This is a genomic window from Enterobacter cloacae complex sp. GYL001, from assembly GCF_049237125.1.
GTDB classification, from domain to species: Bacteria; Pseudomonadota; Gammaproteobacteria; order Enterobacterales; family Enterobacteriaceae; genus Enterobacter; species Enterobacter hormaechei_C.
In genome coordinates, this window is record NZ_JBMKGW010000009.1 from 53,376 (window position 1) to 66,169 (window position 12,794).

At 57.1% G+C, this 12,794-nt stretch carries 11 protein-coding genes; 8 read left to right on the top strand and 3 right to left on the bottom strand.

All coding sequences use genetic code 11. The features are described 5' to 3' along the window. Window position 1 precedes the first annotated feature (1 nt). The gene (gene hslO, locus ACOTWU_RS16135; protein WP_023304550.1) at window positions 2-880 is read left to right on the top strand and encodes an Hsp33 family molecular chaperone HslO; all 879 of its coding nucleotides are present in this window, start codon (window positions 2-4) and stop codon (window positions 878-880) included. A gap of 379 nt (window positions 881-1,259) precedes the next feature. After that, a complete protein-coding gene (pckA, locus tag ACOTWU_RS16140; protein ID WP_017693860.1) occupies window positions 1,260-2,876 on the top strand; it encodes a phosphoenolpyruvate carboxykinase (ATP) in 1,617 nt (538 codons plus the stop codon). A gap of 93 nt (window positions 2,877-2,969) precedes the next feature. On the opposite strand, the gene envZ is transcribed toward pckA, so the two are convergent. Both envZ and ompR read right to left on the bottom strand, forming a co-directional pair. After that, complete coding sequence (gene envZ / locus ACOTWU_RS16145) at window positions 2,970-4,316, bottom strand: two-component system sensor histidine kinase EnvZ (RefSeq protein ID WP_003861615.1); 1,347 nt, start codon at window positions 4,314-4,316, stop codon at window positions 2,970-2,972. After that, entirely contained in the window at window positions 4,313-5,032 is a 720-nt protein-coding gene (gene ompR / locus ACOTWU_RS16150; RefSeq protein ID WP_001157751.1) for a two-component system response regulator OmpR, read from the bottom strand. Before ompR ends, envZ begins: the two co-directional genes overlap by 4 nt. A gap of 228 nt (window positions 5,033-5,260) precedes the next feature. Between ompR and greB the strand changes: the two genes are divergently transcribed. The 5 genes from greB to feoC all read left to right on the top strand — a co-directional run bounded on the left by greB (window position 5,261) and on the right by feoC (window position 11,296). After that, complete coding sequence (gene greB, locus ACOTWU_RS16155; protein WP_017384149.1) at window positions 5,261-5,734, top strand: transcription elongation factor GreB; 474 nt, start codon at window positions 5,261-5,263, stop codon at window positions 5,732-5,734. Window positions 5,735-5,821: 87 nt separating this feature from the next. After that, window positions 5,822-8,152 carry a Tex family protein gene (locus ACOTWU_RS16160; RefSeq protein ID WP_015571440.1) on the top strand — a complete coding sequence of 777 codons (2,331 nt, stop codon included), beginning with the start codon at window positions 5,822-5,824 and terminating at the stop codon, window positions 8,150-8,152. A 319-nt stretch (window positions 8,153-8,471) separates the two neighbouring features. Next, window positions 8,472-8,699, top strand: coding sequence for a ferrous iron transporter A (feoA, locus tag ACOTWU_RS16165; RefSeq protein ID WP_015571441.1), 228 nt, complete (start codon window positions 8,472-8,474; stop codon window positions 8,697-8,699). Between the two features lie 30 nt (window positions 8,700-8,729). Further along, the gene (gene feoB / locus ACOTWU_RS16170) at window positions 8,730-11,048 is read left to right on the top strand and encodes a Fe(2+) transporter permease subunit FeoB (RefSeq protein WP_015571442.1); all 2,319 of its coding nucleotides are present in this window, start codon (window positions 8,730-8,732) and stop codon (window positions 11,046-11,048) included. Window positions 11,049-11,059: 11 nt separating this feature from the next. Next, window positions 11,060-11,296: a [Fe-S]-dependent transcriptional repressor FeoC gene (feoC, locus tag ACOTWU_RS16175; RefSeq protein ID WP_039269603.1), complete on the top strand. Its 237-nt coding sequence runs from the start codon at window positions 11,060-11,062 to the stop codon at window positions 11,294-11,296. Here feoC and bioH read toward each other — a convergent pair. Next, on the bottom strand, window positions 11,271-12,053 hold the full coding sequence (gene bioH, locus ACOTWU_RS16180) for a pimeloyl-ACP methyl ester esterase BioH (RefSeq protein ID WP_126499076.1): 783 nt from the start codon (window positions 12,051-12,053) through the stop codon (window positions 11,271-11,273). The two genes, feoC and bioH, sit on opposite strands and share 26 nt — an antisense overlap. 36 nt (window positions 12,054-12,089) lie before the next feature. On the opposite strand from bioH, the gene gntX reads away from it, so the two are divergent. After that, complete coding sequence (gene gntX, locus ACOTWU_RS16185) at window positions 12,090-12,770, top strand: DNA utilization protein GntX (protein ID WP_126499075.1); 681 nt, start codon at window positions 12,090-12,092, stop codon at window positions 12,768-12,770. Window positions 12,771-12,794: the final 24 nt, after the last annotated feature.

Here is a 12,794-nt window from a genome sequence, read left to right on the forward strand (position 1 = left end):
AATGGCCCAACACGACCAATTACACCGCTATCTGTTTGAACAATTCGCCGTGCGCGGCGAGCTGGTCACCGTATCCGAAACCTGGAAACAGATTCTGGAAAACCACAACTACCCGCTGCCGGTGAAAACCCTGTTGGGCGAACTGCTGGTTGCCACCAGCCTGCTGACCGCCACGCTGAAGTTCGCTGGCGATATTACCGTTCAGTTGCAGGGTGATGGCCCGATGTCGCTGGCGGTGATCAACGGCAATAACCAGCAGCAGATGCGCGGCGTGGCGCGCGTTCAGGGCGATATCCCTGAAAATGCGGATCTGAAAACGCTGGTCGGAAATGGCTATCTGGTTATCACGATCTCGCCTGAAGAGGGTGAGCGCTATCAGGGCGTTGTCGGTCTGGAAGGCGACACGCTTGCCGCCTGCCTGGAAGATTACTTCATGCGTTCCGAACAGCTGCCAACCCGCCTGTTCATCCGCACCGGTGAAGTGGATGGTCAGCCTGCTGCCGGTGGTATGCTGCTTCAGGTTCTGCCTGCGCAGGATGCGCAGACCAATGATTTCGAGCATCTGGCAACGCTGACGGAAACCATCAAAGCGGAAGAGCTGTTCACTCTGTCAGCGACCGACGTGCTGTGGCGTCTGTACCACGAAGAAGAAGTGACGGTTTACGATCCGCAGGATGTGGAATTTAAGTGCACCTGCTCTCGCGAGCGTTGTGCTGGCGCCCTGAAAACGCTGCCGGATGAAGAGATCGACAGCATCATGGCGGAAGACGGTGAGATCGATATGCACTGTGATTACTGCGGTACGCACTACGTGTTCAATTCCATGGATATCGCGGAGATCCGCAATAACGCCTCTCCAGCGGACCCGCAGGTTCACTAAACCTCTTTCCCCTCACCCTAACCCTCTCCCCAACGGGGAGAGGGAGCTTGAACACCCTCACCCCTTTGGGTGAGGGGTAAAAAACGCCACCCAAGCTGAATCGTTTTCCCAATGTAACCCTTACGTAATTTTCTTACATGTATGCGATTACATTCACATTCTTCTGGATAAATTCACCAGAGATTAACCTTTTAAGAACATTTTCCCCATCCAAAAAGCGATTCCTGCGATAATCTGCCCGCCCTGTGACTGGAGTCGCAGCGTTTTCCGTTAGTAAGGGTTTTGACCAGATACGTAAATCTATGAGCCCCGTCGCGGTTAACATCCCCAGAAAAACCCTACAATTTCAGGCAGTACATATTGGCTAAGGAGCAGTGATATGCGTGTTAATGGTTTAACCCCGCAAGATCTCAAGGCTTATGGTATTCACGACGTCCAGGAAGTGGTCTACAACCCCGATTACGATACGCTGTATCAGGAAGAGCTCAATCCGGCACTGGAAGGATACGAGCGCGGTGTGTTGACGAACCTGGGTGCTATCGCCGTCGATACGGGTATTTTTACCGGTCGTTCGCCTAAAGATAAGTATATCGTCCGAGACGACACCACCCGCGATACGCTGTGGTGGGCTGATAAGGGCAAAGGGAAGAACGATAACAAACCGCTCTCCCCGGAAACCTGGCAGCATCTGAAAGGACTTGTCACCCATCAGCTTTCCGGCAAGCGTCTGTTTATTATTGATGCGTTCTGCGGCGCTAACGCCGACACCCGTCTCTCCGTACGGTTCATTACTGAAGTGGCCTGGCAGGCGCATTTCGTGAAGAACATGTTCATTCGTCCGACCGATGAAGAACTGCAAGACTTCACCCCTGACTTTATCGTGATGAACGGCGCGAAATGCACCAACCCGCAGTGGAAAGAGCAGGGTCTTAATTCCGAAAACTTTATCGCCTTCAACCTGACCGAGCGTATCCAGCTGATCGGCGGTACCTGGTACGGCGGCGAAATGAAGAAAGGGATGTTCTCAGTCATGAACTACCTGCTGCCGCTGCGCGGTATCGCCTCCATGCACTGCTCGGCGAACGTCGGGGAAAAAGGCGATGTAGCAGTGTTCTTCGGCCTTTCCGGCACCGGTAAAACAACGCTGTCCACCGATCCAAAACGTCGTCTGATTGGCGACGATGAACACGGCTGGGATGATGACGGCGTGTTTAACTTTGAAGGCGGCTGCTACGCGAAGACCATTCGCCTGTCGGAAGAGGCAGAGCCGGATATCTACCACGCGATTCGCCGCGATGCGCTGCTGGAAAACGTCACCGTGCGTGCCGATGGTTCTATCGACTTCGACGATGCCTCGAAAACGGAAAACACCCGCGTCTCTTACCCGATCTACCACATCGAGAACATCGTCAAGCCGGTATCGAAGGCGGGTCATGCCACGAAGGTGATTTTCCTGACCGCGGATGCGTTCGGCGTGCTGCCACCGGTTTCCCGCCTGACCGCCAGCCAGACGCAGTACCATTTCCTCTCCGGCTTTACCGCTAAACTGGCGGGTACCGAGCGCGGTGTGACCGAGCCAACCCCAACCTTCTCCGCCTGCTTCGGCGCGGCGTTCCTGTCGCTGCACCCAACGCAGTACGCGGAAGTGCTGGTGAAACGCATGCAGGCATCCGGCGCCCAGGCGTACCTGGTGAACACCGGCTGGAACGGTACGGGCAAACGTATCTCCATCAAAGATACACGCGCCATCATCGACGCGATTCTGGATGGTTCGCTGGATAACGCTGAGACCTTTACGCTGCCGATGTTCGATCTGGCGATCCCAACAGAGCTGCCGGGCGTGGATACGCGTATCCTGGATCCGCGTAACACCTACGGTTCACCGGAACAGTGGCGTGAGAAGGCTGAATCGCTGGCGAAACTGTTTATCGAAAACTTCGAGAAGTATACCGACACCCCGGCCGGTGCTGCGCTGGTGAGTGCGGGACCAAGGTAAAAGCAAAAAGGCAACGAAAGTTGCCTTTTTTAATGTTTTCTCCCTCTCCCCGTGGGAGAGGGCCGGGGTGAGGGCATCAGGCCCCACCCTTTTTTAACTCTCTTTCACCTGCCCCCGTAAAACCGGCACCGGTAACCACGCACGAATGCTCAAACCACCCCGCTCGCTGGTGCCAATTTCCAGCAGTCCGTTATGGTTATCAACAATACGCTGCACAATCGCCAGGCCCAGGCCGGTTCCGCTGGTGCTGCGCGCGCTGTCGCCGCGCACAAATGGCTGGAACAGGTGCTTACGCTGCTCAGGCTTGATGCCCGGGCCATCGTCTTCCACCTGGAACCAGGCGCGGTTGAGTTCCGTACCGCTGCTGACTTTGATCCAGCCGTTGCCGTACCGCGCCGCGTTAACCACCATATTCGCCACCGCGCGTTTAATGGAGAGCGGATGCATACGTACCTGAATCTCACCTGCCTGAAGGTCGGTCGCAATTTCACGTTCGTAGCCGCTTTCGGCAGCAACCACTTCGCCCAGAACTGCGTTCAGATCCGCCATCTCCATCGGCATCTCCTGCCCGGTGCGCAGGTAGTCGATAAACTGCTCGATGATGGCGTTACACTCTTCGATATCCTTGTTGATGGACTCTGCAAGATAACCATCCTGCTCGCCCATCATCTCTGTTGCCAGCCGGATACGCGTCAGCGGGGTGCGAAGGTCATGGCTGACCCCCGCCATCAGCAGCGTACGGTCGTCCGCCAGCTGTTTAACGCCTGCCGCCATGTGGTTAAACGCACGCGTTACCGAGCGCACTTCCGATGCGCCATACTCGCGCAGCGGCGGTGGGATAATACCTTTACCGACCTGCAATGCCGCATGCTCCAGATCGACCAGCGGTCGGTTCTGGATACGAATAAACAGCCATGCGCCGCCGATGGCCAGCAGCATGATCGCCAGGGTGTATCGGAACAGCGGCGAGAAGTCGCCCTGATGAATCTCGGTGAGCGGAACGCGCACCCAGATGTTGGGTGACAGCCAGGTTTTCAGCCAGACAACCGGCGAGCTTTTATTGACCTCAACGCGCACTTCCGTCGGGCCGCCAAGCTGCTGCGCCATCTGCTGGCTAAGGAATTCATAGTGCTGCGCCCAGCGCAGGCCGGCATCTTCCGCCGCTTCGTTCGAGTAGAGAGAAATGCCCAGCTCACGGTAGATTTCCCGACGGAACGCCGGGGGAACAACCAACTGCGTGCCGTCCTCCAGTTGCAGTTTGTCGGTCATCAGCATACGCACTTCGTATGCCAGCACCTTATTAAACTGCTGAAGGCTCGGCAGGATTGCAAAGTTCAGCACCACCAGGTAGGTCGTCACCAGGCTGACAAACAGCAAGGTGACGATCAATAACAGCGTGCGGGCAAACGAACTTCGCGGCGAGAAGCGCATTCGCCTCATGCTTTAGAGCCGTCCGGGACAAACACGTAGCCCAGACCCCACACGGTCTGTATATAACGAGGATGCGCCGGATCTTCTTCCACCATACGGCGCAGACGAGAGATCTGCACGTCGATAGAACGCTCCATCGCGGAGTATTCACGACCACGCGCCAGGTTCATCAGCTTGTCACGGGAGAGCGGCTCACGCGGGTGACTGACCAGCGCTTTCAGCACCGCGAACTCACCGCTGGTGAGCGGCATTGGCTCATCTTCACGGAACATTTCACGGGTGCCGAGGTTCAGCTTGAACTTACCGAATGCAATGACGGCCTCTTCCTGAGATGGCGCGCCCGGCAGCTCGTTCGCCTGACGACGCAGCACGGCGCGAATACGCGCCAGCAGTTCACGCGGGTTGAACGGCTTTGGAATGTAGTCATCAGCGCCGATCTCAAGGCCGACAATGCGGTCAACTTCTTCACCCTTCGCCGTCACCATGATGATCGGCATCGGGTTGCTCTGGCTGCGCAGACGGCGGCAAATAGAGAGCCCGTCTTCGCCAGGCAGCATCAGGTCCAACACCATCAGGTGGAAGGATTCACGCGTCAGCAGACGATCCATCTGTTCCGCGTTCGCGACGCTACGAACCTGGAAGCCCTGCTCGGTCAGATAACGTTCCAGCAGCGCACGCAGGCGCATGTCGTCATCTACGACCAGAATTTTGTAGTTCTCTTGCATTGTGTGTACTCCCAAAGGTTCGGATAAGCCTGGAACAGCGTATTCTAAAAAAGTGCACGGGTTCGACCAGCAAATTCTGGTATAAATTCTAGACGAAATTGTTACAAAGCATATTTAACAGCAGCTTATCTGTTCATTTCATCACATAAATCATTATTAATCTTGTCTGTTACACTGTGCGCTACGTATTGTGCGCAAAGACAGTTAACCGGCATTAAAGGCTGCACCATGAAAACGCCTCTGATCACCCGTGAAGGGTACGAGAAACTCAAAAAAGAGATGGATTACCTGTGGCGCGAAGAGCGTCCGGAAGTGACCAAAAAAGTCACCTGGGCAGCAAGCCTGGGCGACCGCAGCGAGAATGCGGACTACCAGTACAATAAAAAGCGGCTGCGCGAAATCGATCGCCGGGTACGCTACCTGACGAAGTGCCTCGAGAATCTCAAAATTGTCGATTACTCCCCGCAGCAGGAAGGTAAAGTCTTCTTCGGCGCGTGGGTCGAAATTGAAAACGACAGCGGCGACACCCTGCGTTTTCGTATCGTCGGCTACGATGAAATTTTCGGTCGTAAGGATTACATTTCTATCGACTCACCCATGGCCCGCGCCCTGCTGAAAAAAGAGGTAGGCGATTTAGCCGTTGTCCAGACGCCTGCGGGTGAAGCAAGCTGGTACGTCAACGAAATCGAGTATGTTAAATAGTCCGAGAGCGCCCTCCCCGGCTGGCATTTTTTGGTGTCAGCCCGTATAACTATCCCCCTGATTTTCGATCCACAAGATGAACTGACCATGATGAAAGAGTCGCTCTGCCGCATTATTGCGGGTGAACTTCAGGCCAGAGCCGAACAGGTAGAAGCTGCCGTTCGCCTGCTTGATGAAGGGAACACCGTGCCGTTTATTGCACGTTATCGTAAGGAAGTCACCGGCGGTCTGGATGACACGCAGCTGCGAAACCTGGAGACCCGTCTGGGCTATCTTCGCGAGCTGGAAGACCGACGTCAGGCGATCCTCAAATCTATCGGCGAGCAGGGCAAGCTGACCAGTGACCTGGAAAAAGCCATTAACGGTACCCTGAGTAAAACCGAGCTCGAAGACCTCTATCTGCCGTACAAACCGAAGCGCCGCACGCGCGGGCAGATTGCGATCGAAGCCGGCCTTGAGCCACTGGCCGATCTGCTGTGGAACGAGCCGTCTCACGATCCGGAAACCGAAGCCGCCAAATTTATCGACGCCGATAAAGGCGTAGCGGACACCAAAGCTGCGCTGGACGGCGCGCGCTATATTCTGATGGAGCGCTTCGCCGAAGACGCGGCGCTGCTGGCCAAAGTGCGTGATTACCTGTGGAAGAACGCGCATATCGTCTCCACCGTGGTGTCCGGCAAAGAGGAAGAAGGCGCGAAATTCCGCGACTACTTCGATCACCACGAACCCATTTCTACCGCGCCGTCTCACCGCGCGCTGGCGATGTTCCGCGGCCGTAACGAAGGCGTGCTGCAACTCTCCCTGAATGCCGATCCACAGTTTGACGAGCCGCCAAAAGAGAGCCACTGCGAGCAGATCATTATCGACCATCTGGGCCTGCGCCTGAACAACGCCCCGGCGGACAGCTGGCGCAAAGGCGTGGTGAGCTGGACCTGGCGCATCAAGGTGCTGATGCACCTCGAAACCGAGCTGATGGGCACCGTGCGCGAGCGCGCCGAAGACGAAGCGATCAACGTCTTCGCCCGTAACCTGCACGACCTGCTGATGGCGGCGCCAGCTGGCCTGCGCGCCACCATGGGTCTCGATCCGGGTCTGCGTACCGGCGTGAAGGTGGCCGTGGTTGACGGCACCGGCAAGCTGGTTGCCACCGACACCATTTACCCGCACACCGGTCAGGCAGCGAAAGCGGCTGTCGTCGTCGCCGCGCTGTGCGAGAAGTACAACGTTGAGCTGGTTGCCATCGGTAACGGTACGGCGTCCCGAGAAACTGAACGTTTCTATCTCGACGTGCAGAAGCAGTTCCCGAAAGTGACGGCGCAGAAAGTGATCGTCAGTGAAGCGGGGGCATCTGTCTATTCCGCCTCGGAACTGGCAGCGCAGGAGTTCCCGGATCTGGACGTTTCCCTGCGCGGCGCGGTCTCTATCGCCCGTCGTTTGCAGGATCCGCTGGCGGAGCTGGTGAAGATTGACCCGAAATCTATCGGCGTGGGCCAGTATCAGCACGACGTGAGCCAGACGCAGCTGGCGCGTAAGCTGGATGCGGTAGTGGAAGACTGTGTTAACGCCGTCGGCGTGGACCTGAACACCGCTTCCGTGCCCCTGCTGACCCGCGTGGCGGGCCTGACCCGTATGATGGCGCAGAATATCGTCGCCTGGCGTGATGAAAACGGTCAGTTCCAGAACCGCCAGCAGCTGCTGAAGGTGAGCCGTCTGGGGCCGAAAGCATTTGAGCAGTGCGCGGGCTTCCTGCGCATCAACCACGGCGATAACCCGCTGGATGCCTCTACCGTTCACCCGGAAGCCTATCCAGTTGTCGAGCGTATCCTGGCCGCCACCCGGCAGGCGCTGAAAGACCTGATGGGCGACAGCAGCGCGCTGCGTAACCTGAAAGCGGTGGATTTCACCGACGAACAGTTCGGCGTGCCGACGGTCACCGACATCATCAAAGAGCTGGAAAAACCGGGCCGCGATCCGCGTCCTGAGTTTAAAACCGCGACCTTTGCTGAGGGCGTAGAAACCATGAACGACCTGCTGCCGGGCATGGTGCTGGAGGGGGCGGTAACCAACGTCACCAACTTTGGCGCGTTTGTGGATATCGGCGTGCATCAGGATGGTCTGGTGCATATCTCTTCCCTCGCCGACAAGTTCGTTGAAGATCCGCACACCGTGGTCAAAGCGGGCGACATCGTGAAGGTGAAAGTGCTCGAAGTGGATCTCCAGCGCAAGCGTATTGCCCTGACCATGCGTCTGGACGAGCAGCCGGGCGACACTAACGCGCGCCGTGGCGGTAATGGCGGTGGCCGTGAACAGCAGCGTCCGGCAGCGAAAGCCGCGAAGCCACGCGGACGTGACGCACAGCCGGCGGGCAACAGCGCGATGATGGATGCGCTGGCAGCGGCGATGGGTAAGAAACGCTAATGCTGTAAATGCCCGGTGGCGCGACGCTTACCGGGCCTACGGTTTTGTAGGCCGGGCAAACGCAGTGCCGCCCGGCAAGCAGGCCGCAGGGAATTAAAATAAATATGTTGTATCCATATTTAAACCACGAATTATCACCTCATTAACAAATAGCCCTCTTTTTATTTTCACCTCAATTTCGAAAATATTGAGCAAGGTCAAGCAGACCGCAAATTAATACGATTAACAACATCCCGTCACATTTTTATTATTGCTGATAAAAACTATTCTCATTATCATCGCAGTGTAGATTATTTAACCTATCGTGGAATCAGGCGCTATGCAATTCACTCCAGACAGTGCGTGGAAAATTATCGGTTTTACCCGTGAGATAAGCCCGGCCTATCGGCAGAAGCTCCTGTCACTGGGCATGCTACCCGGCTCATCATTCCAGGTTGTGCGCGTTGCACCGTTGGGCGATCCAGTTCATATCGAAACCCGACGCGTTAATCTGGTTCTGCGTAAAAAAGATCTCGCATTAATTGAAATTGAATCTTTATCCCGTTAACAAGCCAGCGGTTTCAGTGAGTCTACTACAATGAAAAAATTAACTATTGGCTTAATTGGCAATCCTAATTCCGGCAAGACAACCTTATTTAATCAGTTAACTGGCGCACGCCAGCGTGTGGGAAATTGGGCAGGCGTGACGGTTGAACGCAAAGAAGGCCAGTTCACCACGACAGATAATCAGGTCACGCTGGTTGATTTACCGGGGACCTATTCCCTCACCACGATTTCATCCCAGACCTCTCTCGATGAGCAAATTGCCTGCCACTATATTCTGAGCGGCGACGCGGATCTGCTTATCAACGTGGTGGATGCCTCTAACCTCGAACGAAATCTGTATCTCACGTTACAGCTGCTGGAGCTGGGTATTCCCTGCATCGTGGCGCTTAACATGCTCGACATCGCGGAGAAGCAAAAGCTGCGCATCGACGTCGATGCCCTCTCCGCCCGTCTGGGCTGCCCGGTGGTTCCGCTGGTTTCCACCCGCGCTCGCGGCATTGACGCCCTGAAGCTGGCGATTGACCGCCACACGGGCAATGCCGACGTCGAACTGGTGCACTACGCCCAGCCGCTGCTGCGCGAAGCCGGGCAGCTGGCGCAGGAGATGGATAACAGCATGCCCGCCAGACAACGTCTGTGGCTTGGCCTGCAAATGCTGGAAGGCGATATCTACAGCCGCGCCTACGCAGGCGATGCGGCGGATAAGCTGGATGTCGCACAGGCTCGCCTTAGCGACGAGCTGGATGACCCGGCCCTGCACATTGCGGATGCGCGCTATCAGGCCATCGCCGCTATCTGTGACGTGGTCAGCAATGCATTAACCGCTGAACCCAGCCGCTTCACCGCCGCCGTGGATAAAATTGTGCTCAACCGCTTCCTCGGTTTACCGATCTTTTTACTGGTGATGTATGTGATGTTCCTGCTCGCCATTAACATCGGCGGTGCATTACAACCTATCTTTGATGGCGGCTCTGTCGCTATCTTCGTGCACGGTATTCAGTGGCTGGGCTACACCCTCCACTTTCCGGAATGGTTGACCATCTTCCTTGCGCAGGGGATCGGCGGCGGGATCAATACCGTCCTGCCGCTGGTGCCGCAGATCGGCATGATGTACCTGTTCCTCTCCTTCCTTGAGGATTCCGGTTACATGGCGCGCGCCGCCTTCGTGATGGACCGCCTGATGCAGGCGCTGGGGCTGCCGGGCAAATCCTTCGTGCCGCTGATTGTCGGCTTTGGCTGTAACGTGCCGTCAGTCATGGGCGCGCGTACGCTGGATGCCCCGCGCGAACGCCTGATGACCATCATGATGGCGCCGTTCATGTCCTGCGGCGCGCGGCTGGCGATCTTCGCGGTCTTTGCCGCGGCGTTCTTTGGTCAGGAAGGGGCGCTGGCCGTCTTCTCCCTGTATGTGCTGGGTATCGTGATGGCTATTCTCACCGGCCTGATGCTGAAGCACACCATCATGCGTGGCGAAGCGTCGCCGTTCGTGATGGAACTGCCGGTTTATCACGTTCCGCATCTGAAAAGCCTGATTATTCAGACATGGCAGCGCCTGAAGGGCTTCGTTCTGCGCGCCGGTAAGGTGATTGTGGTGGTCAGCATTTTCCTGAGCGCCCTGAACAGCTTCACTCTGAGCGGCCAGGCCGCGGACAACATTAATGACTCTGCCCTGGCCTCCGTCAGCCGGATCATTACGCCGGTCTTCAAACCGATTGGCGTTCAGGAAGACAACTGGCAGGCAACCGTGGGCCTGTTCACCGGCGCGATGGCAAAAGAGGTGGTTGTCGGCACCCTGAACACGCTTTACACCGCGGAAAACATCCAGGAAGAGGAATTTAATCCGGCAGCGTTCAACCTCGGCGATGAACTGCTTGGCGCGGTGGAAGAAACCTGGCAGAGCCTGAAAGACACCTTCAGCCTGAGCGTACTGGCGAACCCGATTGAAGCCAGCAAAGGCGACGGCGAAATGGCGACCGGAGCAATGGGCGTGATGGGCCAGAAATTTGGCAGCGCGTCGGCGGCCTACAGCTACCTGATCTTCGTCCTGCTCTATATTCCGTGCATCTCGGTCATGGGCGCCATTGCCCGTGAGTCCAGCCGCGGCTGGATGGGCTTCTCCATTCTGTGGGGGCTGAACATTGCCTACTCGCTGGCGACCGTGTTTTATCAGGCCGTCAATTACAGCCAGCATCCGCGCTACAGCCTGGTCTGTATCCTCGCGGTGATCCTGTTTAACGTGATGGTGATTGGCCTGCTGCGCCGGGCGCGTAGCCGCGTTGACGTTAACCTGCTGGCAACGCGCAAAACCCCGACGACCTGCTGTAGCAGCCCTGCGGGCGACTGTCACTGAGGGGAAGAAAGATGGCATCGTTGATTCAGATTCGTGACTTACTGGCGTTACAGGGACGAATGGAGGCGAAGCAGCTTAGCCTCAGCCTGCATACGCCGCAGCCGATGATCGATGCCATGCTGGAAAGGCTGGAGGCCATGGGGAAAGCCGTGCGCATTCAGGAAGAGCCGGACGGTTGTCTGTCCGGCAGTTGTAAGAGTTGTCCTGAAGGTAAAGCCTGTCTCAGGGAGTGGTGGACGCTTCGCTGATAAAACCGGACAGCGCCGAACAAAACTCAGCAGGATGAGAGATGAACGGCGCATGTGCCGCTTTGGCAACCACCATTGATTTACTCTCCGGCCACAGCGCATCCAGCAGCGGAACCACCTTGCGCGGAACCAGTCCATCCAGATAGCCATAAATACGCAGATGCGGCACCGTTAACGACGCCAGCGGCTCGCGCAGATCGGCCGTTTTCAGGATTTCCAGCCCTCCGTTCAGCACCTCAACCTCCGGCATCGGCAGAGAAAGCACCGTCTGCTTCAGCGTCCGCGCATCCTGACGGGCGGTTTCTGTTCCCATCGTCTGTAATGCCAGGAAACGCTCCACCGTCCGCTGGAAGTCTTCGCTCAGCTTATGCTGGAACCCGGCCAGCACCTCAGGTTTGATGCCCGGCCACGCCTCGCGGGCGCTGAAACAGGGTGATGAGGCAACGGTGATCAGCGCCTGGACCCGTTCAGGATGGCGCAGCGCAATCTGGCTTGCCACCAGCCCGCCCAGGCTCCAGCCGAGCCAGACGGCTTTTTGCGGCGCCGCTTCCAGAACCTGCTCCGCCATGTCGTCGAGCGTCATCGCGCCGTAGCCGTGGCTGCGGCCATAGCCCGGTAGATCCACCAGGTGTACCGTGAATTGCGAGGCCAGTTCCTCACTTATGCAACGCCACACTTCGGCGTTCAGTCCCCATCCGTGCAGCAGCACAAGATGACAATTTCCCGTCCCAACGGTCTGCCACCACAGCGTCTTCATCAGTTAACGTTCTCTTTTTTCACATGGAGGTTGCGTATGCTAACAGTGCCCGGCTTGTGCTGGCTATGCCGAATGCCACTTGCGATGAGCGCGTGGGGCGTCTGTTCCGTTTGCACGCGAGCGCTGGGTTACCTGAAGGGCTGTCCGCAATGCGGCTTGCCTGCCGTAAGCCAGACGCTCCCCTGCGGCCGTTGCCTGAAAAAAGCGCCGCCGTGGAGCGCGCTGGTGGCGGTAGATGATTACGTTTTGCCGCTGAGTCGTCTGGTTCATCAGTTTAAGTTTTCCAGCCAGACTGCACTGGCGCAGCCCCTGGCACGCCTGTTGTTACTGGCGGTATTACAGGCGCGAAGAACGCGCGGGCTGCCGCCGGTCGACACGCTTGTGAACGCGCCACTGTTTCAGCGTCGGCACTGGCGGCGGGGATACAATCAGAGCGACCTGCTGTGCCGTCCGCTCGCCCACTGGCTGGGTTGCCGGTACCCAGCCTCTGCGCTGAAACGTACTCATGCCACTGCCGTTCAGCACCGGCTCAACGCCCGGTCGCGCAAAAGGAACCTGAAAAACGCCTTTCGCCTTGAATTGCCGGTCAACGGCCTCCATATCGCGATTGTGGATGATGTCGTCACCACGGGCAGTACCGTGGCTGAACTTTCCCGACTGCTTTTGCAAAGCGGCGCCGCGTCAGTTCAGGTATGGTGTCTGTGCCGTACCTTGTAGCCCTTCTTCAATGGGCGTATGATT